This is a genomic window from Aeromonas sp. Y318-3 (assembly GCF_027706185.1).
GTDB lineage: Bacteria > Pseudomonadota > Gammaproteobacteria > Enterobacterales > Aeromonadaceae > Aeromonas > Aeromonas veronii.
In genome coordinates this window covers 171,832-197,046 of the sequence record NZ_JAPDCN010000007.1, presented here as the reverse complement: position 1 = coordinate 197,046, position 25,215 = coordinate 171,832, and the positions used below count along the sequence as shown (strand labels likewise).

Here is a 25,215-nt window from a genome sequence, read left to right as displayed (position 1 = left end):
TGCCAGTGATTCCATAGCCTTGGCTCGTTGACCAAGGGCGCGCATTGTCACATTTCTGGCATGTCATACCAGTGAGCCAACGCACATTAAACGAATCTGGGAAGATGAGGAAAAGCGTTTTTATGATCCCAGTAACAGTATGATTTTTTTGATAATTCAATCAATTCTAACCCTGTGATCATGACGCTTTCGTGGCAGGGGATAATTCTCTTTGAGAATAAAGATTGAGGGGATCTTGTCGCCTTCCTATACTGGGTTCGTTCCTCACGGAACCCAGGTAAAGGGCAAACCGGCAGTGATGTCGGGGCGCAATGCTTCCGGTCTCGATCGTGGATCCAGATAGCGGGGTTTCCCTGGGTGAGGGGTGGTTTTTGTGGCAGGTCCATTGCCAGTTGTCTGCGCCCATCATGCAGGTTGCGATTGTTCTTTGCCTTGGTGACCAATGCCAAGACAAAACAAGGAAGATAACAATATGCAACAGCTCTTCAGACCCAGCAGGCTTGCCATGCTGGTCGCCCTTGCGGCTGCGCCCGCCTGGGCTCAGGCCGCTTATCCCGCCTATAAATCCGGTACTGCCTACAAGGCTGGCGATATCGTCAGCAACGTCGGTGCCCTCTACGAGTGCAAAGAATTCCCCTATTCAGGCTGGTGCGGGGCATCCCCCTATCACTATGAGCCGGGGGTAGGTGTGGTCTGGGCAGATGCCTGGAAGCCCTATGGTGGCGAGGTGCCTCCTCCTGCGATCGGCGTAGCCATCAGCTCACCGGCTGCCGGTTCCAGTTTTAATGAAGGAGCCAGCGTGGCGCTGGCAGTGACCCTGAGTGGCCCGGTAACGGCGTTGGCCAAGGTGGAATATCTTGTCGACGGCACGCTGGTTGCCACGGCGAGCGCCTCCCCCTGGAGTGCCAGCTGGAGCGCCGCCGGAGTGGGGGTCCATACCCTCAAAGCTCGCGCGCTGGATAAAGATGGCAAGGTGCTGAGCGAAGCGGATTCCAGCTTCAACGTCGCCGCCGTGGTCGCGCCAGAGGCGCCCAAGGCGAGCATCAGCAGCCCGGCCAGCGGCGCCAAGGTGACGCTGGGTCGCAGTGTGGCGGTGAGCGGTAACGTCACCGATGCCAACAACGATGTGGCCAAAGTCGAGCTCTATGTCGACGGCAAGAAGGTGGGCGAAGATACCACTGCCCCCTGGCAGGTGAACTGGACACCGGATGCCAAAGGCAGTGCCGCCCTCAAGCTGGTGGCCACTGACAAGACCAATCTGAGCGGCGAGTCGGCGGCGGTGACCGTCAATGTCGAGGAGGCCGCGCTGCCGCCCACCGGTGGCAACCTCTCTTGTGACATTCGCCAGATCTATCGTCCGGATGGTTACGAGTGCATGGGGGATGACCATGCCCGTCGGGTCATCGGCTACTTCACCTCCTGGCGCACCGGCAAGAACGGCCTGCCTGCCTATCTGGTGAGCGATATTCCATGGAACAAGATCACCCACATCAACTACGCCTTCGCGGCGGTGGATGAGCAGAGCCACACCATCAAGGTGGACGATGCAGCCACCAAGATGACCTGGGATGGCGTGCCGGGTGCCGAGATGGATCCTGAATTTGCCTACAAGGGCCACTTCAACCTGTTGTCGAAGTACAAGAAGCAGTATCCGGACGTGAAGACCCTCATCTCGGTCGGGGGCTGGGCCGATACGCGCGGTTTCTACACTGCCACTACCAAGGGTGACTGCTCGGTCAATACTGCCGGTATCAACACCCTGGCTGACTCGGCGGTGAGCTTTATCCGCCAGTACGGCTTTGATGGGGTCGATATCGACTACGAATACCCCACCTCGATGAAGGATGCGGGCAATCCCAACGACTTCCCGCTCTCCAACCAGTGCCGGGCCAAGCTGTTTGCCAACTACGAGGTGCTGATGAAGACCTTGCGGGCGCGGCTCGACAACGCCGGTAACGAAGATGGCCGCAAGTATATGCTGACCATCGCCTCACCGGCCTCGGCCTATCTGCTGCGCGGGATGGAGAACTTCCAGGTCACCCAGTATCTCGACTACGTCAACCTGATGACCTATGACTTCCACGGCGCCTGGAACCACTTTGTCGGTCACAACGCGGCCCTGTTCGACAACAATGCTGACCCCGAGCTCTCCCATTGGGGCGTCTATACCCAGACCCAGTTTGGCGGTATCGGTTACCTCAACGCCGCCTGGTCTGCCCACTACTTCCGCGGTGCGCTGGCGGCTGGCAAGATCAACGTTGGCGTGCCCTATTACACCCGCGGTTGGCAGGGGGTAAGCGGTGGCAGTCACGGGCTGGGTGGCAAGGCAGCCCTGCCGAGCCAGAACGAGTGCCAGCCGGGCACTGGTGGCAGCACCATTCCGTGCGGCAACGGGGCGGTCGGCATCGACAACATCTGGCATGATCTCGACAAGAACGGCAAGGAGATCGGCGGTGGCGCCGTGCCCATGTGGCATGCCAAGAACCTGGAGAATGCGGCCAGCCTCGGCATCACCACATTGCCAAGTTATGGCACTGCCTGGGGTCTGGATCCCAACAATCCGGCTCACGTGATGCAGGGCAAGTATGTGCGTTACTACGATGACAAGGCCCACGCGCCCTGGCTGTGGAACGAAGAGAAGAAGGTGTTCCTCTCAACCGAAGATGAAGAGTCCATGGGCCACAAGCTGGACTACATCATCAAGCGCGGTCTGGGTGGCGTGATGTTCTGGGAGATGGCGGGTGACTACGCCTTCGATCCGGCCAAGAACGAGTACGGCATGGGCAGCACCCTGACCACCTTGGCTTACGAGAAGTTTGCCAAGGCAACTCCGTACAACACCAAGCAAAACGATCTGGCCGCGCCGAGCGCCCAGCTCGACATCCAGGTCAGCCTCTCCGGCTTCAAGGAAGGGGACTCCAACTACCCGATCAACCCGAAACTCAATCTGGTCAACAAGTCGACCCAGACCATTCCGGGCGGCGCGCGCATCGAGTTTCTGGTGCCCACTTCCACCTCTGACACCATCACGGATCAGAGTGGCATGGGGCTGAAAGTGGTGGAGAGCGGTGGCAACGACAATTCGGAAGGCATTGCCAATGAGAAGGACTTCCACAAGGTCGCCATGAACCTGCCGGGTTGGCAGACTCTGGCACCGGGGGCCGAGATTGAAGTCGCCATGACCTACTACCTGCCCGCCGCTGGCGTGCCGAGCGGTATGCGCATCATCAGCGGCAGCCAGACCATTGGTCTCAAGGCCGAGTTCCCGACCTTGCCGGAGGCCGTGCTGGGCTCGGGTGGCGGTGAGAATCCGGGCACCAGCTGCAGCAGCCAGAACGTCAATCCGGCGGCCTACAAGGCCTATCCGAGCTGGCCACAGGGGGATCATGCCAATGGCGGCGATCGCATCACCCATAACAAGGTAGTGTGGCAGGCGAACTGGTGGACCAGCAGCGAGCCCAAGGCAACCGATGGCAGCTGGAAGTCTGTCTGTAGCTATTGATTTTAAAATCAATGAGATAAGTGAGGCTTCGGCCTCACTTTTTTTGTCTGGTTGGTCGCTCTGGTTGAAAATGCGCCTGCCTTTCCTGGCGGGCAGCCTCTATAATAGAGTCGATTAATAATCAGATGGATATCAGCGTATGGCGAGTATATTGGATTCCGTTGATCAACGAACTCAACTGGTGGGTGAAAACCGCCTCGAGTTGTTGATGTTTCGTCTCGGCACCCGTCAGATGTTCGCCATCAACGTCTTCAAGGTACGGGAAGTGGTCAAGTTGCCCCATCTGAGCAAGATGCCGGGCTCCCATCACAATATCAGCGGGGTGGCCAATATCCGTGGTACCTCGATCCCGGTGATCAACCTGCGCAGCGCCATCGGCATGCGCCCCATGCCCATCGACAGTGAATCCAACCTCATTATCACCGAGTACAACCGCACCATTCAGGGTTTTCTGGTGGGGCAGGTGGCCAACATCGTCAACATGACCTGGAAGGACATTCTGCCACCGCCGCGCTCTGCCGGGCGCGCCAACTACCTCACCGCCATCACCCGCATTCCCGAAGATGGGGTGGATCAGATCGTCGAGATCATCGATGTAGAGAAGGTGCTGGCGGAGATCATCACCTATGACATCCGGATCTCTGAAGAGGTGCTGGATCGGGAGATCCTGCCCGAGATGCATGGCCGCAAAGTGCTGATCGTCGATGATTCCAGCACCGCCCGCAATCTGGTGCGCGAGACCCTGGGCCAGCTTGGGCTTGAGGTGATCGAGTGTCAGGATGGTTTGCAGGCGCTGACCCTGCTCAAGGGGTGGTGCGATGCTGGCAAGAAGGTGACTGACGAGATCCTGCTGATGATCACCGATGCCGAAATGCCGGAGATGGACGGCTACCGCCTGACCCACGAGGTGCGCAGCGATCCGCGCATGTCCGATCTCTTTATCACCCTCAATACTTCACTCAGTGGCAATTTCAACGAGGCCATGGTCAAGAAAGTTGGTTGTGACCGCTTTATCTCCAAATTCCAGCCCGACTTGCTGGTCGGCGTGGCCCAGGAGCGGCTGCGTCAGGTGCTGGAAAGCTGAGAAGCTGCCTGCCGGTTATGCTAAATCAGTAACAAAACATCCCGCTTCGGCGGGATGTTTTGTTACTGGGTATTGGCGATGGATTGGTTGAATCAAGGTGCCACGCAGAGATCGTCGACCATTCAAAACATCCGATTTTGGCGGGATATTTTGTTATGGGATATTGGTGATAGATGGCGGGCTTATTGGCTGAGCAGCGGCTCCATAAAGCGTGCGACTTTATCGCGGATTTGGGGCTGGGCCGCCGGGGTGGGATGAATACCATCGTTCATCATAAGTTCAGGGCGCAGCGCAATATCATCCATAAAGAAGGGCAGCAGCGGCAGATCGTTAGCCTGGGCCAACTCGGGAAAGATCTGTTCGAACTGGCGCAGATAGCGGGCACCGTAGTTGCGGGGCAGCTGGATTTGGGTCAACACCACGCGGGTCTGCTGCTCCTTGGCGAGCGCGATCATGCTGGCCAGATTCTGGCGGGTAATGGTCGGTGCGAAGCCGCGCAGGCCATCGTTGCCCCCCAGTTCGATCAGCAGCCAGTCCGGCTTGTGCTCCTTCAGCAGAGCGGGCAGACGGGCCAGCGCCCCTTGTGTCGTTTCACCGCTGATGCTGGCATTGAGCAGGGTGTGTTTGCCCCCCTCCTCCTGCCATTTCTGGCTGAGCAGGGCGGGCCAGCTCTGCTCAACCTGCATCTGATAGCCGGCGCTCAGGCTATCTCCCAGCACCAGCAGGGTCTGGGCCTGAGCCGACGAGAGCAGGCTGCCGAGGCCAACAAACAAGGCAAACAGAATACGCACCATCAATTCAACTCCCGCTATGGATTGTCATCAAGGGATTGGAACAAAGGATACAGAGCATGAGTTCAACCCCCATTATTGTCGTCAAGGGCCTCGGCAAATCGGTTCGCCTCGGCCAGGAAAGCCTCACCATCCTTGAAGGGATCGATCTGCAAGTCAATAGCGGCGAGACGGTGGCACTGGTCGGCGCCTCCGGCTCCGGCAAGTCCACCCTGCTGGGGCTGCTGGCCGGGCTCGATCTGCCGAGTCAGGGGGAGATCGAAATCCTCGGCAAATCCTTGGGCGAGCTGGATGAAGAGGGGCGGGCCAGATTGCGCGCCGAGCAGATCGGCTTTGTGTTCCAGTCGTTCCTGCTGCTCCCGACCATGACGGCGCTGGAGAATGTGATGCTGCCCGCCGAGCTGCGCGGCGAGCGTGATTGCGAACCAAGAGCTCGCGATCTGCTGGCCGCGGTCGGGCTTGGCGAGCGGTTACACCATCTGCCGCCACGGCTTTCCGGCGGTGAGCAGCAGCGGGTGGCCATCGCCCGCGCCTTTATGACCCGTCCAAGCCTGCTGCTGGCGGACGAGCCGACCGGCAACCTCGACAGCAAGACCGGCGAGAAGGTGATCGAGCTGCTGTTTGAACTCAATCGCAAGCACGGCACCACGCTAGTGGTAGTGACCCATGACCATCAGCTGGCCGAGCGTTGCCAGCGGCAACTGGTCATGACGGCGGGTCGGCTGGATCGCGAGGTGGCCCATGATGTGGTGTAACGGGGTGAGCAGCGGATCTGGCGGGAGATGCAAGGGATGATGCAGTGGCGATTGGGATGGCGACTGCTGCGCCGGGAAGGTTTCAGCGGCGAGCTGCGCTGGTTTGTGCTGGCGCTAGCGCTTAGCGTGGCGTGTGTCTTGAGTGTGGCATTGGTGGCGGATCGGCTCGATGCCGGACTCAAGGCGTCGGGCCGCGACTTTATCGGAGCGGATCGGGTGCTGCGCACCGCCGCCGCCCTGCCGGATGGCTGGCTGGCCCGAGCGAAACAGGATGGCTTGGCGGTGCAGACCACCGTCAGCTTCAACAGCATGCTGTTTCACGGCGACGCGCTGCAGCTTGCCTCCATTCGGGCGGTGCCCGACGGTTTCCCCTTCTACGGCAAACTCACTCTGGAACCTGCCCGCGCCCCGGCTCCCGGCGAGATCTGGCTCTCCGCCCGGGTGATGCAGCTGCTTAAGGCCAAAACGGGGGATGAGCTGGAGGTGGGCAATACGGTGCTCAAGGTGGCGGGCTTGCTTGGCGAGGAGCCGGATCAGGGCTTCAGCCCCTTCCTGCTGGCGCCGCGGGCGCTGATCCACAGTGCCGATATCGAGGCGACCGGTGCCCTGCTTCCCGGTAGCCGCCAGCAGTGGCGCTATCTGTTCAAGGGGCCGAGAGAGGCGCTGGCCCGTTACGAGCAATGGTTGTTGCCGCAATTGCAGGCCGGACAGAAGTGGATCAAACCGGATGACAGCGAATCCCAAGTGGGTCGCTCGCTGGCCAATGCCGAGCGTTTCTTCCGGCTTGCCTCGCTAAGCGGAGTGTTGCTGGGGGCGTTGGCGATGGGCATCGCGGTGCGCCACTTTGCAGAGCGCCAGACCAATATGGTGGCGCTGCTCAAGACGCTGGGGGCATCCCGTCGCTCGCTCTGGCAACTGATGGGAACCCTGCTGCTGTCGTTGACGCTGATCGGTGCGTTGCTGGGTCTGGTGGCGGGCACCGTCATGCAGTGGATCACCTTGCAACTGCTGGGGGACCTGCTGCCGCCGGATCTGCCGCCCCCCTCCTGGCGCCCCTTTGCGCTGGGGGTGGCGGTGGCGCTCTTTATCGCTCTGCTGCTCGCTTTTGTGCCCTTCTTGCGGCTGCTGAAAGTGCCGCCGCTGCGAGTATTGCGCCGGGAGCTGGAGGCGGGTATTCCCCCCTGGCTGGCCCTGCCGGTCGGCCTGTTCGGGCTGTTTGCGCTGGTCTGGGGCTTTACCGCCGATGTGCGGCTGGCGCTGGGTCTGGTGGGGGGCATGGGCTTGCTGATGGGGCTGCTGGCCCTGCTGGCGGCGCTGATGTTGCGGCTGGGAGCAAAAGTGAGCGGGCCTCATGCCTTGCGGTTGGCGCTGGCCCACCTGTCGCGCGAGCGCAGCAGTGGCCTGTTTCAGCTGGCGGGCTTTGCGTTGGCGCTGATGCTGTTTGGCTTGCTCTGGGCGGCCCGGGTCGATCTGCTGGATGAGTTTTCGGCACGTCTCCCCGTCGATGCGCCCAACCGTTTTCTGGTCAATGTGGCCGAGAACGAGCGGGAGGGGATCCTGAGCGAGCTGGCGGCAGCCGGGGCCACCACTTCCGATTTCTATCCCATGGTGCGTGGCAGGCTGACCCATATCGCCGGTGAGGCGGTGGGCGAGGGGGCCAGCAGTGGTCGTGAAGGGGTCGATCGGGAGCTCAACTTCACTACCACAACAACCCTGCCAATAGACAACAAGCTGGTGGCCGGTAAATGGCTCGCTGGCCCCGGCGAGGTGTCGGTGGATAGCGAACTGGCCAAGCGGCTCGATATCAAGCTGGGGGACATGCTCGCCTTTACCATCGAGGGGCGCAGCTTTGGCGCCAGGGTCACCAGTCTGCGCAGCATCAAGTGGGACAATATGCGTCCCAACTTCTACATGATCTTCTCCGAGGATCTGCTGGCACCCTTCTCCCGAACCTGGCTTGGCAGCTACCGGCTGCCCGAGGCGGGGCGCACTGCCGAGGTGGAGTTGATCCGCCGCCACCCCACGGTGAGTCTTATCGATGTGGATGACCTGATTGCGCGGCTCACTCAGGTATCGGAGCAGGTGAGCCGGGCGCTGGCGCTGATGCTGGGGCTGGTGACAGTGGCCGCGCTGCTGGTGCTGCTGACCCAGACCCAGGCCAGCATGGCTCAGCGTCGGCGCGAGCTGCTGCTGATGCGCACTCTGGGTGCCAGCAGCGATCTGCTCAGGAAGATGCTGCGCTGGGAGCTGGTGGCCAGTGGTGCGCTGGCGGGGTTCTGTGCCGCCATGGTGGTGGAGCTCTGCTCTTTTGGCCTTCAGTGGTGGTGGTTCGAGGGGCAGTGGCAGTTCCACTGGGCTATCTGGCTCGGCCTGCCGACACTGGGGGCACTGCTGGTGACGCTGGCGGGGCAGGGGATGCAGCGTCAGCTGCTGGCTGGCACCCTGAGCGATCGGCTGCGAGGGCTGGGTCAGGGGTTGTTGTAATCCCGCCAGCGCGAGCCGATGCACACAAGGCGCAATAGCGCAGCCACAATAAGCAAGCAGCCCGGCCATTGGCCGGGCTGCTTGCTATATGAGGTGCTGACGAGTGGACGCAGCGAGCAGGTGTGATTTAGCGGGGCTCGCGCAGCAGATTGGTGAGGGCGCTCGGCAGCTCGGGATAGCTGAAGTGAAAACCGGCCTGTTGCAGTCGTGCTGGTATCACCTTTTGTCCGGTCAGCAGCAGATCGGCCGCTTCACCCATCACCAGTTGCAGCAGGGGGGCGGGCACGAAAAAGAGGTGCGGGCGGTGCAACGTGGTGGCAAGGGTCTGGCTGAAATCCCGGTTGCTGACCGGATGGGGCGCAGTGCCGTTGAAGATGCCGCTGCACTCTTCGTGCTCCAGCAGAAAGAGCATTGCGCGCACCAGATCCTGCACATGGATCCAGCTCATCATCTGGTTGCCTGACCCCATAGGGCCACCGAGTCCGAGTCGGTAGGGAGGGAGCATTTTGGGTAGCGCCCCCCCATCCATGCCGAGCACCAGCCCGATCCGCACGATACAGACCCGGGTCTGGCGGCTCTGGGCCTCCTGCGCCAGGGTCTCCCACTGCTGGCAGAGCTGGTGGGTAAATTCGTCGTTGGGAGAGCGGCACTGCTCGTCGAGGGTTTCGGTACCCTGTCTGCCATACCAGCCGATGGCGGAGGCGTTGATCAGAACCTTGGGCGGCGTGCTGGATAGCTTGATGAGATCCACCAGCTGCTCGGTCAACAGCCAGCGGCTATCGCAGAGCAGCTGTTTGCGCGACTCGCTCCAGCGTCCGGCGGCGATGGGTTCACCGGCCAGATTGATCACTGCGTCCACGTCATTGAGGTCATCAAGCCGGTCGAGGTTATCCAATACCTTGATATCGTGACCGAGCAGGGAGTAGGCGCGGCTCCCCTGCCTGCTCAATACCACGACCTCGTGATTGACCTTGAGATGGGCAACCAGCTTGCGGCCGATAAAGCCGGTTCCTCCGGTAATAAGAATCTTCATCGCTGCATGCTCCTGCTGCCGTTTGCTCAACTTTAATGGTGTGGCTTCCCTTCAACAAGTGAGACGTGCTTCGGGAGTTTTCTGTCTGACGTTTGTTAACTCTATCCTCTTCTTACGACATATTGTTGAACAATAGTTTGAATTGATTGATTTTTGTTGTGTGGATATTTGTTGAACAATCGCTATTATGGCGACCCTTTTCGCCTGTCCAACGAGGCTGTCACCCATCATCCGAGCATCAAAGAGGCCGCCATGCCATTTCGTCGTTTGAAACTTCGCCAGCTTTACTCGAGGATTCTGTTGGCGCTGCTGATGGGGGGCGGGATCCTGCTGCTGGGGGTTGTTGCCGTTATCTGGCAGACGGTGATGGAGACAGAGCGTGATGCCGATTCACGGTTGCAGCATGCCCGTGTGATGTTTGAGCGCTCCATCGGCCATGCCCGGCAGGCGGCCATCAATGTGAAGGGGATGCTTGGTCACTCGTGCAAGGAGGCGGCACAACTGCTGCGCGAACAGGTGGCCACGGTGCCTTATGTCCGTTCCGCCAATCTGGCTGTCGGCAGCCACATATACTGCACCTCGCTCTATGGTGACTACGATGGCCCCTTCAATCCCGACCGCTATGTGGATGGCAGGTTGCAACTGCTGCCTGGCAATGAGGTCACACCGGATCGCCCCTTGATCGTGCTGCGTCATGAAACTGACAAGGGGAGTGTGCTGATCGGTGTAGATGGCTACTACCTGCGCAATACCCTGGAGATCTCCAGCAAGAACTCCCCGATGGCTCTGGTGGTGGGGCAGAGGGCTCTGTTTGGCTCAGGTCAGGTCGGGGCTGCGCCCTCTCCGACAGAAGAGGGTTATATTGCCCTCGCTTCGGCCGATTTCCCCTATCAGGTCGTCACCCGGGTCACGGTGCATGACTACTGGAGCCACGCATGGCGCTACTCCAGATATACCTTGATCCTCTCTCCGCTGCTGGCGCTGCTGATTGGATTCGGCACCTTCAGGCTGATGGGGCGTAGCAGCTCACCAGCGGAGGAGCTCAAGCGGGCGTTGATCGAAGAGGAGTTTATCCCCTACCTGCAGCCGGTGGTCTCCGGTGAGGATGAGCAGTGGCGTGGCTGTGAGGTGCTGATGCGCTGGCAGCATCCCAAGCAGGGGATGATCTCGCCGGATCGCTTTATTCCGCTGGCGGAAGATAGCGGGCTGATCGTGCCCATGACCAGCCTGTTGATGGCCCAGGTGCGCGACCACTTCTCCCCTTATGCCCGCAAGCTGCCGGCAAAGTTCCATTTTTGCTTCAATATCAGCGCCAAGCACTTTCAGGACCTTGACCTGTTGGCTGACTGCAAGGCGTTTCTCGACGCGTTTAAGGACAATCCCGTTGATTTGGGGCTGGAGCTGACCGAGCGGGAGCTGCTGGTGGCTGATGAGACAACGGCCCGGATGTTTGCCGAGTTGCGCAAACTGGGCGTGTTGATCTCTATCGATGATTTTGGCACCGGTCACTCCAGTCTCACCTATCTGCAACAGTTTCAGGTCGATGCACTCAAGATTGACCGGAGCTTTGTGGAGATGATCGGCACGGATGCACTCTCCAGCCATATCGTTGAAAACGTGATTGATCTGGCGAAGCGACTTGAATTAATCCTGATCGCGGAGGGGGTCGAGAAGCAGTCGCAGGCGGACTACCTGCGGGCGCGCCACGTTGACTATCTGCAAGGGTATCGTTACAGCCGCCCCATCCCGATGAAGCAGTTTTGCAAGACCTTGTTTGGCTGAACGGTTGAATGGGGAGCATAAAAAACCAGCGATCGCTCGCTGGTTTTTTTGTTGATACGGTTTGGCTTGGGCGATCAGAGCATGCGCTGGAGGGCGCGGGTCAAGCGTTTGACCCCCTCCTCGATGGTCGCTTCATCGACGCAGGAGAAGCTCAGGCGCAGGGTGTTCTTGATCTCGGGGCGCACGTAGAAGGGGGCGCCGGGTACGAAGGCCACCTTCTCCTTGATCGCCTCGTCAAACAGCTCCATGGCACTGATGTGGGCTGGCAGGGTCAGCCAGAGGAACATGCCCCCTTCCGGTCGGGTGTAGCTGACGCCGGGCGGGCAGTGACGGGCCAGCGCGGCCTCCATGGCGGCGCGCTGGCGGCCATAGACCTCCTTGATCTTCTCCAGGTGAGCGTCGAGGGAGTTGTCGGTCAGGAAGCGGTGCAGCACCTGCTGGCTGAAGGCGTTGCTGTGCAGATCGGTCGCCTGCTTGGCGATGGTCACCTTCTTGCGCAGCCACTCCGGCATCACCATCCAGCCCAGACGGAAGGCGGGCACCACGGTTTTCGAGAAAGAGCCGAGCAGCACGGTATTGTTTGGCGCCAGCTTGGCAATGGGGGGCATATGCTCGCCCTCGAAGCGCAGCTCGCCGTAGGGATCGTCTTCCACCATCAACAGCTCGTGGCGCACCAGTCGCTCGGCCACTGCCTCGCGGTTGGCACGGCTGTAGGAGACACCGCTCGGGTTCTGGAAGTTGGGCACGCCGTAGAGCAGCTTGGCATTGGAGCCGCTTGCCAGCAGCGCATCCAGCGCCGCCAGGTCCAGTCCCTCTTCTTCAAGGGTGATCGGCTTGAAGGTGGGCTGGTAGACAGAAAAAGCCTGAATAGCGCCAAGGTAACCCGGCTCTTCGATGATGAGATCCTGACCCTCGTCGATCAGTACCTTGCCCAGCAGATCCAGCGCCTGCTGGGAGCCGCTGGTGATGAGGATGTTGTCCGGATTGACCTGCATGCCGTGGCGGGCCAGATAGCGGTCGGCAATATATTGGCGCAGCGGGGCGAAGCCCTCGGTCGCCGCATATTGCAGGGCTGCAGCCCCTTGCTCGCGCAGCACATCCTGACAGGCCTGATCGATCGCCTTGACCGGAAACAGGTGGGGATTGGGCAGGCCACCGGCGAAGGAGATGATCTCCGGATTGGCGGCAACTTTGAGGATTTCACGGATAAAGGAAGGTTCAACCTTCTCGAAGCGCTGGGCAAAAAACGGCTGCATAGACAATTCTCTCGGCATGTGGGCGGTCGCTCCATTCGACCGCCAGGTTATCCGTTTGTATCAGATTTCAGAAATGAGGCAATGATTGTCACAAAAATCGCCAAAAAAGGGCTGGAACGACTCTACTGCGGATTATATTGGACGGTTAGTCGGTGTGGTGATGCCAGTGAGGGAGCAGGGAAGTGGATGGCCGGAATATTTGTTGCGCGAAACACTTGCGCCTTGGGCCTATCTTGGGATAATTCGCTCCCCTGTTTTCGCGGGTCGATGAAATGATGAGCCGCGAGCGGTCCCGCTCGGGATCGGACACAAGATGTATTACCCGGATTGATGAAATAACGAGACCATTATGCCTGTGACCCAAGATGTATTTAACGAAGACGGCAAGTTCATGCGCAAGATCCGCAGCTTTGTCCGTCGCGAAGGCCGCCTGACCAAAGGGCAGGAGAAGGCCCTGGAAGAGCTCTGGCCGGTCATGGGTATCGATTTCGAGCCAAAGCAGCTCGATCTGGTCGCACTGTTTGGCCGCGAGGCACCTGTGGTGCTGGAGATCGGCTTTGGTATGGGCGCCTCTCTGGTAGAGATGGCCAAGAATGCCCCCGAGAAGAACTTCATCGGCATTGAAGTGCACTCCCCGGGCGTGGGCGCCTGTCTGGGTACCGCTCAGGAAGCGGGGGTCACCAATCTGAAAGTGATCTGCCACGATGCGGTCGAGGTGCTGGAGCACATGATCCCGAACGGTTCACTCTCCTGCCTGCAGCTCTTCTTCCCGGATCCCTGGCACAAGAGCCGTCACCACAAGCGCCGTATCGTACAGCCTGCGTTTGCTCAGGATATTCGCCAGAAGCTGGCCATCGGTGGCGTGTTCCACATGGCGACCGACTGGGAAAACTATGCAGAGCACATGCTGGAAGTGATGAGCGCCGCCGAGGGTTACGAGAATACCTCTGCCACCGGCAACTGGGTGCCCCGTCCGGACTGGCGTCCGCTGACCAAATTTGAGCAACGTGGCCACCGTCTCGGCCACGGAGTTTGGGATCTGATTTTCAAGCGTGTCAGCTAAGCTGGCACGTCAACACACCTAGCGTATCAACTAACTTGAGGAGCTATCATGGCCAATCGTAGCCGCCGCCTGCGCAAGAAACTGCGCGTCGATGAATTCCAGGAAATGGGTTTCGACATCAGTTTCAACTTCCCGGTCGGCACTGCCGAAGAGACCATCGATGCGGTAGTCGATGCGATGATCGATGAGGTTGTTGAACCCCGTAAACTGGCTTTTGCCGGCTCCGGTCACCTGGCCTGGGAAGGGATGATCTGCACCCAGCAACTGGGCAAGTGTACCGAAGAAGACCGCGCTGCCGTCAAATCCTGGCTGGAAGGCAAGGGGATGGAAGCCGTGGTCGTTACCGAACTGTTCGACCTCTGGTACGGTGAACCGGCCTGATACAAGGCTGCCGCATCTGGCGCCTTGTTGTGGGTAACTGAAAAATCCCGCCGCTGGCGGGATTTTTGTCAGTGGGGATGGGATCTCCACCGCTGTTTTAGTCATGGAATCGCTTATTGCTTATGGTGTTGTCATCCGAATTACTGGCCAGCATCCTTGAAGAGGTGCGCCCGTTGCTGGGACAAGGCAAGGTGGCCGACTACATTCCGGCACTGGCTCAGGTACCGGCCGATCGGCTTGGTATTGCAGTCTGTACCGTCGAGGGGGAGCTGTTCACCGCCGGTGACGCTTTTGAACCCTTCTCCATCCAGAGTATCTCCAAGGCCCTGAGCCTGACCCTGGCACTCACTCTCTATCAGGAGGAGGAGATCTGGGCCCGTGTTGGCAAGGAGCCCTCCGGCCAGCCCTTTAACTCGCTGGTTCAGCTCGAGTTCGAGCAGGGGATCCCCCGCAACCCCTTTATCAATGCCGGGGCGCTGGTGGTGAGCGATCTGCTGGAGACCCGCCTCACTGCGCCCCGTCAGCGTACCCTCGAGCTGGTGCGCCGTCTTTCCGGCAATCCGGCCATCATGGCGGATCAGGTGGTCGCCCGCTCCGAATATCAGCACTCTGCCCGCAACGCCGCCATCGCCTATCTGATGAAGGCCTATGGCAACTTCGAAAACGAAGTGGACAAGGTGCTGCAAAGCTACTTCAATGCCTGTGCCATTCGCATGAGCTGCGTCGATCTGGCGCGGGCATTCATCTATCTGGCCAACCGTGGTGTGCCACTGGGCGAGAGCGTGCCGCTGCTGCCCGCCCGCACCACCAAGCAGGTCAACGCCCTGCTCGCCACCTGCGGCCTCTATGACGAGGCGGGCGATTTTGCCTATCGGGTCGGCATGCCGGGCAAATCGGGTGTCGGCGGCGGTATCATCGCCCTGATCCCGGGCGAGCTCTGCGTCTGTGTCTGGTCGCCCGAGCTCAACAAAGCCGGTAACTCGCTGGCGGGCACGGCGGCGCTGGAGCTGCTGGCTGAGCGGCTGGGTCGCTCCATTTTTTAACCTTGTTCACTATGAATCGAGAAATCACCATGAAACGACATCTTCGCTTCCTGCAGGCCGCGCTGGCGACCTTACTGCTCTGGTGTGCCCTGCCCGCCGTGGCAGGGGAGTTGCCACCGCTCTCGCTGGCCGATGCCAAGGCCAAACAGGCTGTCATCCTGGATACCCGCGCCAGCTACTTCTATCAGGGGTGGCCGATGGAAGGGGAGAAGCAGGGCGGTCATGTGGCGGGCGCCGAGAACCTCTCTGCTGAGTGGAAATACAGCGATGAAGAGTGGCCAAAGGCGCTCGAGATCAAGGGGCTGAAAGCCGATCGTCCGGTTGCCCTCTACGGTGCGTCCCGCGAAGTGGCCGAGGTGGCCCGTCTGCTGCGCAAGCAGGGGATCAAGCAGCTGTTCGAGCTGCAAGGGTGGCAAGCCGCACCGCGCGAGTCGCTGGCACGTTGGCAGCAGCTGGTCTATCCGCGCTGGTTGGCGGATCTGCAAGAGGGCAAGCCGGTTGCCGCGGCGCCCAAGGGTGACTGGAAGCTGTTTGAAGTGGATTGGGGTTCACCCAAGGCCTACCTCATCAGCCACATCCCGGGGGCCGGATATATCGATACCAACAGCCTCGAAGAGGAGCCGCTGTGGAACAAGGTCTCTGACGAAGCGCTCAAGAAGCTGCTGCTGGATAACGGCATCCGTCACGACACCACCGTCATCCTCTATGGTCGCAACACCATGGCGGCTGCCCGTGCTGCGCACCTGATGATGTATGCGGGGGTGGAAGATGTGCGCCTGCTGGACGGTGGCCTGGATGCCTGGTTTATCCAGCACCTGCGCACCGAAACCGGTCTGCCCAACAAATATGAGCCGGTGAAGGAGTTTGGCGTGGCCATTCCCGCTCACCCCGAGTACTACACCACGCTAAGTCAGGCGAAAGAGCTGCTCAAGAAGCCCGATAGCGCCCTAGTCAGCGTGCGCACCTGGGACGAGTTTGTCGGCAACACCTCAGGTTACAGCTACATCAAGCCGAAGGGCGATATCCCGGGGGCCAAGTGGGGTCACGGCGGGGTGGATGCCAACAGCATGAGCGACTTCCACAACCCGGACGGCACCATGAAGCCGGCCCGCGAGATCCTCGCCATGTGGGACCAGTGGAACATCGAGCCAACTCAGCAGGCTGCGTTCTACTGCGGTACCGGCTGGCGCGCCTCCGAGGCCTTCTTCTACGCGTGGCTGATGGACTGGAAACAGATCAGCGTCTACGACGGCGGTTGGTACGAGTGGAGTTCCGATCCCAAGAACCCGACCGTGACCGGTGAGCGTCAGCCTGCCAAGTCATGATTGCGCTCTTGCGCTTGAAAGAAGAGGCCGGACAGATGTCCGGCCTTTTTCATTGCGCTCGCCACTCGGCCAGATAGCGAGGCTAAGTCGCTGATTATTGACGGCGATCCCGCTTTGCTCATCGCGTCATCCCGTGCCGTGCGATTGAACTAGGCTTCAAGAAACATCCTCGTGGTGAGGATGATCGCAGAAGAGGCCGCAATGAAGAAACTGATGATGATCCTGGTGTGCGCCCTGGGGCTGGTGGCATGCAGCTCCCAATACATCATGAGCACCAAGGATGGCAAGATGATCACCACAGAGAGCAAACCCAAGCTGGACGAGAGCACCGGCATGTATCGCTATTACGATCATGAAGGGCGCGAGGTAATGATCAAGAAAGATGACGTGACCCAAATCATGGAGCGCTAAGCGCTCTCTTGCCGCAAGGGCCGCTATCTGCGGCTCTTCTCTTTTTGCCGAAAAGTCGCGCTGTTTTCTCTGTTGATCCCCGCACATTCGCAGCAAATTCAGCTTTGATACAGCTTCCGTTATGGTTTAACCCTTATCATCACACTCCATTTTTTATTGGAGGTGTTATGTCCTTGATGTCTATCTGGAATTCCCGTTTTTCTGCACGCAGCTTGCTGGGTGGTGTCTTGCTGGTGGTGGCGTCAGCCAGCCATGCCGGTGACGATCAGTTCACGCTGGGGCGGACTATTTTGCTGGGAGCCGGTGATCATGGTGCGACAATTCCTTTGGTGGTTTGCCGTCAGACCAAATATATCAAGGTGAAGGCAGAGCGTGATTTGACCCTGGATCGGGTGGTGGTGACCTATGGTGGTGATCGTACCAAGACCATTCGTTTCGATCGGGAAATGAGCAGTGATAAAGAGACCGAGTGGAAATCACTGGGCTCGCGCCGTTGTGTGAAAAAAATCGAAGTGTACGGTAATTCAGAGCGCAGCAAAGCGGGCGTAAAAGTATTCGGCCGCAAATAATTGATGTGGTTTTTCTGCGCAGACAGATGAGTTAAAAATAATGGCGAGCCGTGGCTCGCCATTATTTTTTATGGTCGGGTTCGCTATTTTTTCGGCCGAAACGGCTTGATGACAGTTTCATCGCACTCGAGATACGGCCCTTCCATCAAATCGATACAGTAGGGGATGGCGGGGAAGACTGCATCCAGACATTCGCGGATTGATTTGGGCTTGCCCGGCAGATTGACGATCAGGGTATCGTCGCGCAGCCCGGCAGTCTGGCGCGACAGAATGGCGGTCGGCACAAATTTGAGGGATTCGGCCCGCATCAGCTCGCCAAAGCCCGGCATCATGCGATCACATACCGCCTCGGTCGCTTCCGGCGTGACATCCCGCTTGGCCGGACCGGTGCCGCCTGTGGTGACGATGAGACAGCACTGCTCCTCATCCGCCAGCCGGATCAGGGTCGCTTCAATCAGCTCCTGCTCATCGGGGATCACCTGATAGACAGGTTCCCACTCCGAGGTCAGATAGGCGTTCAGGGTGTCGATGATGGCCTTGCCGGAGAGGTCTTCATAGATGCCCGCGCTGGCGCGATCGCTGACGGTGACGATACCGATTTTTGCCTTGCTCATGGTCTGCTCTTAAATGTCCGATAAAAGTGGCAATTAAAATAACATAATCAGTGAGATATGTTAAACCGTCAGGAGATGACGCGGGTCGGTGAGGGAAGAATAAAGTGTCGAATGAAGCAAAATAAGGCCACCCGGATTTTTATTTGCAATAAAAAACAGAAAATCACAACCTAAAATGTATAAGTGTTTTATCTCGCCTGAATTAAAAACAATCGCTTGTTTCCAAACACAATTAAAATAAATAGACACCCTCGTAGTGACCATTGTCCGGTTTAGTCGCCAGTGGATGGATTGAACCCTTTTTAGCCGCGTCGTATATACAGATTTATATGGCTGGGACGTGATGGTGTGGTACCGCAGTGTGTTGCCAGCAATAGTCGCCAAGGAGGGCATATGGAGTTGCCTGATTTTGACACCCTGAAGGAGTTGGCTGCGAGTGAGCCCTCCCGGCTGGATGCGATTCTGGAGCAGCAGATCGACCAGTTGATGGCCCGTGCGAGCCCCGATCAGCAGCGCCGTCTGCGCGGGTTGCAGTTCAAGATTGATGGTCAGCGCCGTCTGGCGAAAAACAATCTTGATAGCTGTATCCGGATTACCAACATGATGCGGGAATCTTTTTATTTGATGCGCAGCGAAATGAGCCAGTTCAGAGAAGAGGGGGACCCTCCGCCTGAAAGCGATGGCAGTGGTAAAATAATCCATCTGACGGACTATCGACGTCGCAAATAATCTGCAATAACTCCCTTGGTTGATATTTCAGCCAAATCGGTGAAGCCATAATAAAGGGAATTGCTGGCGACCTGATTGTTATGGTTTTTAATGTTAGTCGTAATGTATTTGTGATGTAATCTCTTTTCTCCTTCTTGTAATAACTTATTAGTCAGGTTGTGATAGGGGTGGATGAATAACAGTAAAAGTTAGGCTAATATGGCCGAAATTTTTATTGCTACGACTCGAAGGGATTATGAGAAGTATCACACCAAGACGGGTGTTGTCGCGGGAGCAACAGACAGAGATCACCCGCATTATCGTCAAGGTGGGTCAGATGTTGGCCCAGTTCGGGGCGGAGAGCCGGATCATCGAGCAGACCACGGTGCGGCTGGGGCTGGCGCTGGGGCTGGAGAGTGTCGAAATGGCCATCTCTTCCAGTGCCATCGTGCTCACCAGTCTCTATCAGGGGGGTTGCGTCACCACTACCCGGCGGGTGCGCGAACATGGCATCAATATGCAGGTGGTGTGCGAGATCCAGCGGATCTGCATCATGGCGGAAAAAGAGCTGATCGGTGCCCGTGAAGTGCGCCAGCGCCTCGAAGCCATCGTCCCCTTCCACTATCACCCCTGGCTGGTGGTCCCCATGGTGGGGCTCTCTTGCGGCGCCTTCAGCCTGTTGTTTGGTGGTGACTGGCCCATCTTCCTGGTGACCTGCTTCTCGTCTGCCGTGGCGATGCGGGTGCGCCAGCTGATGGCCCGCCATCACCATAGCCCGCTCATCAACTTTGCCGCCACCGGCTTTATCGCCACCCTGCTTGCCTCCAGCGCCACCTTCTTTAACTGGGGTGACCAGCCTTATCTCGCCATGGCGGCCAGCGTGCTGCTGCTGGTGCCGGGCTTTCCGCTGATCAATGCGGTCTCAGACATGGTGAAGGGCTACTTCAACATGGGGCTGGCCCGCTGGGGGACCGCGACCCTGCTGACCATCAGCGCCGCCATAGGTATCATTTTGGCCATGTCGGTCACGGGGATCTGGGGGTGGAAAGTATGATGGATTTGCTCTGGCTACTGGCCAAGGATGCTTTCTGGTCCTCCATTCCGGCGGTGGGGTTTGCCATGCTGTTCAACGTGCCGCCACGGATGCTGAAATATTGCGCCATGGGCGGCGCGCTGGCCCACAGCCTGCGTACCCTGCTGATCCACTATGGTATGCCCATCGAGTGGGCGACGTTGGCGGCGGCGACCACGGTCGGCTTTGTCTGCGTCTACTGGTCGCGCCGTCTGCTGGCGCCGCGTCCGGTGTTCAGCGTTGCTTCCATCATTCCGATGATCCCGGGCAGTTATGCGTTCAAGACTATGATCGCGGTGGTAGAGCTCAACATCAACGGCGTGACCATGGAGTTGATCCAGAGTGCGGTGGAGAACGGCCTCAAGGCGCTCTTTATCGTCGGTGCCCTCAGTTTCGGTTTGGCGATCCCCTCTCTGGTCGTGTACCGTAACCGCCCCATAATCTGACAGACGGTGAGAGGCCCCATGAAGATTTCCATGATTGCCGCCATGGCCCACGACAGGGTGATCGGCAAGGACAACCAGATGCCCTGGCATCTGCCTGCCGATCTGGCTCACTTCAAGCGTGTCACCCTCGGTAAACCGGTATTGATGGGGCGCAAAACCTTTGAATCCATCGGTCGACCGCTACCCGGACGGCGCAATCTGGTGATCAGCCGCAATCCCGGCTATCAGGCCGAGGGCATTGAGGTGGTGGGTTCCGTCGAGGCGGCGCTGGCGCTGTTGGCTGGTAGCTCGGTGGAGGAGTTGATGGTGATCGGTGGTGGTCATCTCTATGCCGAGATGTTGCCGAGTGCGGATTGCCTCTATCTGACGCAAATCGATCTGGCGGTGGAGGGAGATACCCGCTTCCCTGCTTTTGATGATTGCCAGTGGCAACGGATTGAGTGCGAGAGCCATCCTGCCGATGAGAAGAACCCGCATCCCTATAGCTTCGAGATCTGGCAGCGCCGCTGACGGGCAAATGCTAATTTGCAAATAACAACAAGGGCATCTTCGGATGCCCTTGTTGTTCTGTTGGGTTTTCAAGACGGGATTAGATGCCTGAGCCGTCGTTCTCGCCATTTTCCTCGTGCAAACCGCACTCGCGCTTGAGGCCGAAGAAGCGGGTCTGCTCCTCGCTCATGCCCGGCTCCCACTTGGCGGTGGTGTGGACATCGCCCACCGAGAGATAACCCTGCTCCCACAACGGGTGGTAGGGGAGATCGAACTCTTTGAAGTAGTAGAAGACATCCTTGTTGCTCCAGTCGATCACCGGCAGGAACTTGAAGCGGCCGCGCTGGATGCCCAGCACCGGCAGCTTGCCACGGCTGCCAGACTGCTCCCGGCGCAGGCCGGAGAACCAAGTCTGGGCCCCCAGCTCACGCAGGGCGCGGTCCATCGGCTCCACCTTGTTGAGCTGGTTGTAGCGGGTGATCCCCTCCACGCCCTGCTCCCACAAGAGGCCAAATCGCGCCTCCTGCCAGGCAGGGCTGAGCTCGGCCCGATAGATCTTCAGGTTGAGCGCGAGGCGCTCGGTCAGCTCGTCGATGAAACGGTAGGTCTCCGGGAAGAGATAACCGGTATCGGTCAGCACTACCGGCACGTCGGCCCGCTCGCGGCTTACCAGATGGAGCATCAGCGCCGCCTGAATGCCGAAGCTGGATGAGAGCACATGCTCCCCCGGCAGATTTGCCAGAGCCCAGCGCACCCGCTCGGGGGCACTCATGGTATCCAGCTCCCGGTTGAGGGGCACCAGCGCCTCGACTTGCTCCTCACGGCCGAGGGCTAGCAGCGCCTGCAGGTCAAGGCGGCCATCTTCAGTGACATTAAGCGGCATAGAAGTCCCTCGCAGAATCGATAACGGGGGCAATCACCCCAACCCGGATCACGAAGTCGCCGAAGCACTCACCCTGATTGCGCTCGGTGGCCCAGCGGCCGATCAGCGCGTCCAGTTCGGCCAAAATCTGCGGCTCTGTGATGTTCTCCTGATAGAGGCGCGGAATGCGGGTGCCTTCCAGGTTGCCCCCCAGATGCAGGTTGTAGCGGCCCGGCGCCTTGCCCACCAGACCCACTTCCGCCAGCATGGCGCGGCCGCAGCCGTTGGGGCAACCGGTGACCCGGAAGATGATGGCGTCATCCGTCAGCCCATGTTTGGTGAGCAAGCCCTCGATGTCGGTGACAAACGCTGGCAGCATGCGCTCCGCCTCGGCCATCGCTAGCGGGCAGGTAGGCAGTGCCACACAAGCCATGGACTGCTTGCGCTGCTCGCTCACGCCGTCATCCAGCAGGCCGTACTGGCGCGCCAGCCCTTCGATGCGGGCTTTCTCGCTGGCAGGCACCCCTGCGATGATCAGGTTCTGGTTGGCGGTCAGGCGAAAATCCCCCTGATGCACCTTGGCGATCTCCAGCATGCCGGTTTTGAGCGGCTTGCCCGGGAAGTCCAGCAGGCGGCCATTCTCGATAAACAGGGTGAGGTGATGCTTGCCGTCGATCCCCTCGACCCAACCGAAGCGATCGCCACGGCTGGTGAACTCATAGGGGCGAACCGGCCCGAACTGGATGCCAGCGCGGCTCTCCACCTCGGCCTTGAAGGCTTCGACGCCGACACGCTCAAGGGTGTACTTGGTCTTGGCGTTCTTGCGGTTGACCCGGTTGCCCCAGTCGCGCTGGGTGCTGACCACGGCGGCTGCCACCTCCAGTACGTGGGAGAGCGGAATAAAGCCAAAGTCGCTCGCCTTGCGCGGGTAGGTGCTGGTGTCGCCGTGGGTCATGGCGAGGCCACCGCCCACCAGCACGTTGAAGCCCACCAGCTTGCCATGCTCGGCGATCGCCACGAAGTTGAGATCGTTGGCGTGGATATCCACGTCGTTGTGGGGCGGGATCACCACAGTGGTCTTGAATTTGCGCGGCAGGTAGTTGGAACCCAGGATCGGCTCTTCGTCACCCCCCAGCTTCTCGCCGTCCAGCCAGATCTCCACGTAGGCGCGTGTCTTGGGCAGCAGATGCTCGGAGATCTTCTTGGCCCACTCGTAGGCCTCCTGATGCAGTTCGGACTCCACCGGGTTGCTGGTGCAGAGCACGTTGCGGTTCACGTCGCCGGCGGTGGCGATGGAATCGATGCCGGTGCTGTTGAGGGTCTGGTGCATCAGCTTGATGTCGCGCTTCAATACCCCGTGGAACTGGAAGGTCTGTCGGGTGGTAAGGCGGATGCTGCCGTAGAGGCTGTGCTCTTCGGCGAACTTGTCGATGATCTGCCACTGGGCCGGGGTGATGATCCCACCCGGCAGGCGGGCACGCAGCATGACGTTGTGCAGCGGCTCCAGCTTCTGGGCGGCGCGCTCCGGGCGGATGTCGCGGTCATCCTGCTGGTACATGCCGTGAAAGCGGATCAGCTGGAAGTTGTCGCCGTTGAAGCCGCCGGTGAGCGGGTCCTGCAGATCTTGCTCTATGGTGCCGCGCAGAAAGTTGCTCTCGCGCTTGAGGCGCTCGTTGTCGGCCAGCGGCCCTTCGACCGGTCCCGCTTTTGGGTGAGAAAGAGGTTGTTTGCTCATCAATAGACATCCCTTTGATAACGTTTGGCACGACGCAATTCGCTCAAATACTCTTCTGCTTCCTCACGGCTCTTGTGACCGTGTTCGGCAATTACATCCAGCAGGGTCTCCTGTACATCCTTGGCCATCTTGTTGGCGTCGCCACACACATAGAAGTGAGCGCCTGCTTCCAGCCACTGGTAGAGCTCAAGCCCTGCCTCGCGCAGACGGTCCTGCACATAGATCTTGTTGGCCTGATCCCGGCTGAAGGCCAGGGAGATCTTCGACAGCAACCCCGATTTCACATAACGCTGCCACTCCACCTGATAGAGGAAATCCTGGGTAAAGTGGGGGTTGCCGAAGAAGAGCCAGTTCTTGCCTTCCGCGCCCTGAGCTTCCCGCTCCTGCATAAAGGCGCGAAACGGGGCGATGCCGGTGCCCGGGCCCACCATGATGACGGGTGTGTCGGGATTGGCGGGCAGGCGGAAGTTGTCGTTGTGCTCGATGAATACCCGCACCTCGCCATCCTCAATCAGCCGATCCGCCAGATAGGAGGAGGCGGCGCCAGAGCGCACTGTGCCATCTTCCTGCGGGTAGCGCACCACGCCGACGGTCAGGTGCACCTCCTCTTCGACTTCGCTCTGTGCGGAGGCGATTGAGTAGAGGCGCGGGGTGAGGGGTCGCAGCAGGCCAACCAGCTGCTCGGCCGTGAGCGCGGTCGGGAAGCGTTTCAGCACATCCACCACCTGAGCGGAGGCGACCAGTGTATTTACCTGGGCCTTGTCACCGGCCAAGTCTTTCAGCGCCGCGTTGTCCGATATATCAGCGAGCCCTGTGATAAAGCCGCCGTGCAGCCGGGTCAGTTCGAAGTGACCGGTCAGGGCGGCGCGCAAGGTGCCGTGGGCCGTGGCTTCATCGCCAGAGAGGCCGGTCAGGGCCAGCACTTCCCCCACCAGGTCGGCGTCGTTGTCGAACCAGACGCCGAGGGCATCACCCGGTTGATAGGTGATGCCGGAGTCGGCCAGATTGATCTCGATATGGCGGATATCCTTGGTGGAATCCCGGCCGGTGATCTTCTGATTGACCGACAGGCGGGCAGGGAAGGGGTTCTCCTTGCTGTACTGGCTGTGGCCAACCGCCTGCTGCACCGCGCTGGCTACGCTGCTGCTGGCCGCTCCGGTAGAGAGGGTCGCGGCAATGGCGTTGAGTGCCTGTTCGCCCCACGCCTTGGCGGCATCCTGATAATCCACATCGAGGCTGGCGAGTTCATAAATGCGCTCGGCCCCTGCGCTGGCGAGGAAGTTGTCAAAATCTTTGCCGGTCTGGCAGAAAAATTCGTAGGAGCTGTCACCCAGCCCCAGCACCGCGAACTTGAGGCCGTCCAGCTTGCCGATCTTGCCTTTTTTAAGCTGCTCGAACAGATCGACGGCGCTCTCCGGCGGTTCACCCTCCCCGTAAGTGCTCACTACCACCAGCAGATGGCTCTCTTTCTTGAGCTGCTTGGGTTTGTAGTCGGCCATCGACGCGAGGGTGGCCGGTAGACCACGGGCTTCGGCCTGCGCCTTGATGGCAGTAGCGACACCTTTGGCGTTGCCGGTCTGGGAGCCGTAGAGAATAGTTAGGCTACCGCTGGGAGCCACGACTTCTGCGCCTGCGGTCGCAACGGGCTGGATGCCCACCTGGGAGAGGCCGTAGAGATATCCGCTCACCCAGGCCAGTTGCTGGGTATTGAGGGTCGAGAGTACCTGACCCAGCTGACGTTGCTGCTCGTCAGAGAGGGGGGAGAGGTTGAATGGGGAATCCTTCAATTGCATCACACGCGTCTTCCATG

General features: G+C 59.5%; 22 protein-coding genes and 1 riboswitch. Of the genes, 15 read left to right on the top strand and 7 right to left on the bottom strand.

Translation table 11 applies throughout. The features are described 5' to 3' along the window. Positions 1-273: 273 nt before the first annotated feature. Positions 274-356: riboswitch (cyclic di-GMP riboswitch) on the top strand. A gap of 116 nt (positions 357-472) precedes the next feature. Both OKB77_RS12010 and OKB77_RS12005 read left to right on the top strand, forming a co-directional pair. Continuing rightward, on the top strand, positions 473-3,502 hold the full coding sequence (locus tag OKB77_RS12010) for a glycosyl hydrolase family 18 protein (protein ID WP_164461684.1): 3,030 nt from the start codon (positions 473-475) through the stop codon (positions 3,500-3,502). A 139-nt stretch (positions 3,503-3,641) separates the two neighbouring features. Further along, on the top strand, positions 3,642-4,586 hold the full coding sequence (locus tag OKB77_RS12005; protein WP_005335238.1) for a chemotaxis protein CheV: 945 nt from the start codon (positions 3,642-3,644) through the stop codon (positions 4,584-4,586). Positions 4,587-4,768: 182 nt separating this feature from the next. Here the strand turns inward: OKB77_RS12005 and OKB77_RS12000 are convergent, their stop codons facing one another. Then, entirely contained in the window at positions 4,769-5,380 is a 612-nt protein-coding gene (locus tag OKB77_RS12000) for an arylesterase (protein WP_123172479.1), read from the bottom strand. A gap of 56 nt (positions 5,381-5,436) precedes the next feature. Between OKB77_RS12000 and OKB77_RS11995 the strand changes: the two genes are divergently transcribed. After that, positions 5,437-6,132, top strand: a complete 696-nt coding sequence (locus OKB77_RS11995; protein WP_123172480.1) for an ABC transporter ATP-binding protein — start codon at positions 5,437-5,439, stop codon at positions 6,130-6,132. 36 nt (positions 6,133-6,168) lie between these two features. Further along, complete coding sequence (locus OKB77_RS11990) at positions 6,169-8,616, top strand: ABC transporter permease (RefSeq protein WP_123172481.1); 2,448 nt, start codon at positions 6,169-6,171, stop codon at positions 8,614-8,616. Between the two features lie 127 nt (positions 8,617-8,743). Here the strand turns inward: OKB77_RS11990 and OKB77_RS11985 are convergent, their stop codons facing one another. Next, positions 8,744-9,649 (bottom strand): TIGR01777 family oxidoreductase, encoded by a 906-nt coding sequence (locus tag OKB77_RS11985; RefSeq protein ID WP_123172482.1) that lies wholly within the window; start codon positions 9,647-9,649, stop codon positions 8,744-8,746. Between the two features lie 252 nt (positions 9,650-9,901). Between OKB77_RS11985 and OKB77_RS11980 the strand changes: the two genes are divergently transcribed. Then, positions 9,902-11,431: an EAL domain-containing protein gene (locus OKB77_RS11980; protein WP_164461685.1), complete on the top strand. Its 1,530-nt coding sequence runs from the start codon at positions 9,902-9,904 to the stop codon at positions 11,429-11,431. 74 nt (positions 11,432-11,505) lie between these two features. On the opposite strand, the gene OKB77_RS11975 is transcribed toward OKB77_RS11980, so the two are convergent. Then, complete coding sequence (locus OKB77_RS11975; RefSeq protein ID WP_123172484.1) at positions 11,506-12,687, bottom strand: aminotransferase-like domain-containing protein; 1,182 nt, start codon at positions 12,685-12,687, stop codon at positions 11,506-11,508. A 349-nt stretch (positions 12,688-13,036) separates the two neighbouring features. On the opposite strand from OKB77_RS11975, the gene trmB reads away from it, so the two are divergent. The 6 genes from trmB to OKB77_RS11945 all read left to right on the top strand — a co-directional run bounded on the left by trmB (position 13,037) and on the right by OKB77_RS11945 (position 17,479). Then, the gene (gene trmB / locus OKB77_RS11970; protein WP_005335228.1) at positions 13,037-13,750 is read left to right on the top strand and encodes a tRNA (guanosine(46)-N7)-methyltransferase TrmB; all 714 of its coding nucleotides are present in this window, start codon (positions 13,037-13,039) and stop codon (positions 13,748-13,750) included. Between the two features lie 48 nt (positions 13,751-13,798). Then, positions 13,799-14,131, top strand: a complete 333-nt coding sequence (locus tag OKB77_RS11965) for a YggL family protein (RefSeq protein ID WP_005348158.1) — start codon at positions 13,799-13,801, stop codon at positions 14,129-14,131. 122 nt (positions 14,132-14,253) lie between these two features. Then, a complete protein-coding gene (gene glsB, locus OKB77_RS11960) occupies positions 14,254-15,174 on the top strand; it encodes a glutaminase B (protein ID WP_005348151.1) in 921 nt (306 codons plus the stop codon). Between the two features lie 29 nt (positions 15,175-15,203). Beyond that, positions 15,204-16,499 carry a sulfurtransferase gene (locus OKB77_RS11955; RefSeq protein WP_064335634.1) on the top strand — a complete coding sequence of 432 codons (1,296 nt, stop codon included), beginning with the start codon at positions 15,204-15,206 and terminating at the stop codon, positions 16,497-16,499. Between the two features lie 201 nt (positions 16,500-16,700). After that, positions 16,701-16,910, top strand: a complete 210-nt coding sequence (locus tag OKB77_RS11950; RefSeq protein WP_005335219.1) for a YgdI/YgdR family lipoprotein — start codon at positions 16,701-16,703, stop codon at positions 16,908-16,910. 167 nt (positions 16,911-17,077) lie between these two features. Next, positions 17,078-17,479, top strand: a complete 402-nt coding sequence (locus tag OKB77_RS11945; RefSeq protein ID WP_040066783.1) for a DUF2541 family protein — start codon at positions 17,078-17,080, stop codon at positions 17,477-17,479. 83 nt (positions 17,480-17,562) lie between these two features. On the opposite strand, the gene mog is transcribed toward OKB77_RS11945, so the two are convergent. Beyond that, positions 17,563-18,093: a molybdopterin adenylyltransferase gene (gene mog / locus OKB77_RS11940; RefSeq protein WP_005362448.1), complete on the bottom strand. Its 531-nt coding sequence runs from the start codon at positions 18,091-18,093 to the stop codon at positions 17,563-17,565. A 393-nt stretch (positions 18,094-18,486) separates the two neighbouring features. Between mog and OKB77_RS11935 the strand changes: the two genes are divergently transcribed. The 4 genes from OKB77_RS11935 (at position 18,487) to folA (ending at position 20,829) form a co-directional block, all read left to right on the top strand. After that, positions 18,487-18,822, top strand: coding sequence for a DUF3135 domain-containing protein (locus OKB77_RS11935; protein ID WP_047438081.1), 336 nt, complete (start codon positions 18,487-18,489; stop codon positions 18,820-18,822). Between the two features lie 235 nt (positions 18,823-19,057). Then, positions 19,058-19,855, top strand: coding sequence for a threonine/serine exporter family protein (locus tag OKB77_RS11930; protein ID WP_247823321.1), 798 nt, complete (start codon positions 19,058-19,060; stop codon positions 19,853-19,855). Next, a complete protein-coding gene (locus OKB77_RS11925) occupies positions 19,852-20,319 on the top strand; it encodes a threonine/serine exporter family protein (protein WP_026035076.1) in 468 nt (155 codons plus the stop codon). The genes OKB77_RS11930 and OKB77_RS11925 overlap by 4 nt, the downstream gene beginning before the upstream one ends. An 18-nt stretch (positions 20,320-20,337) precedes the next feature. Beyond that, a complete protein-coding gene (gene folA / locus OKB77_RS11920; protein WP_270817707.1) occupies positions 20,338-20,829 on the top strand; it encodes a type 3 dihydrofolate reductase in 492 nt (163 codons plus the stop codon). A 79-nt stretch (positions 20,830-20,908) separates the two neighbouring features. Here the strand turns inward: folA and OKB77_RS11915 are convergent, their stop codons facing one another. From OKB77_RS11915 to OKB77_RS11905, 3 genes are read right to left on the bottom strand one after another with little or no spacing between them, the layout of a single operon-like run. After that, the gene (locus OKB77_RS11915) at positions 20,909-21,691 is read right to left on the bottom strand and encodes a phosphoadenylyl-sulfate reductase (RefSeq protein ID WP_164536213.1); all 783 of its coding nucleotides are present in this window, start codon (positions 21,689-21,691) and stop codon (positions 20,909-20,911) included. Further along, on the bottom strand, positions 21,681-23,405 hold the full coding sequence (cysI, locus tag OKB77_RS11910) for an assimilatory sulfite reductase (NADPH) hemoprotein subunit (RefSeq protein ID WP_201987386.1): 1,725 nt from the start codon (positions 23,403-23,405) through the stop codon (positions 21,681-21,683). The genes OKB77_RS11915 and cysI overlap by 11 nt, the downstream gene beginning before the upstream one ends. Continuing rightward, a complete protein-coding gene (locus tag OKB77_RS11905) occupies positions 23,405-25,198 on the bottom strand; it encodes an assimilatory sulfite reductase (NADPH) flavoprotein subunit (RefSeq protein WP_270817717.1) in 1,794 nt (597 codons plus the stop codon). Before OKB77_RS11905 ends, cysI begins: the two co-directional genes overlap by 1 nt. Positions 25,199-25,215 lie beyond the last annotated feature (17 nt).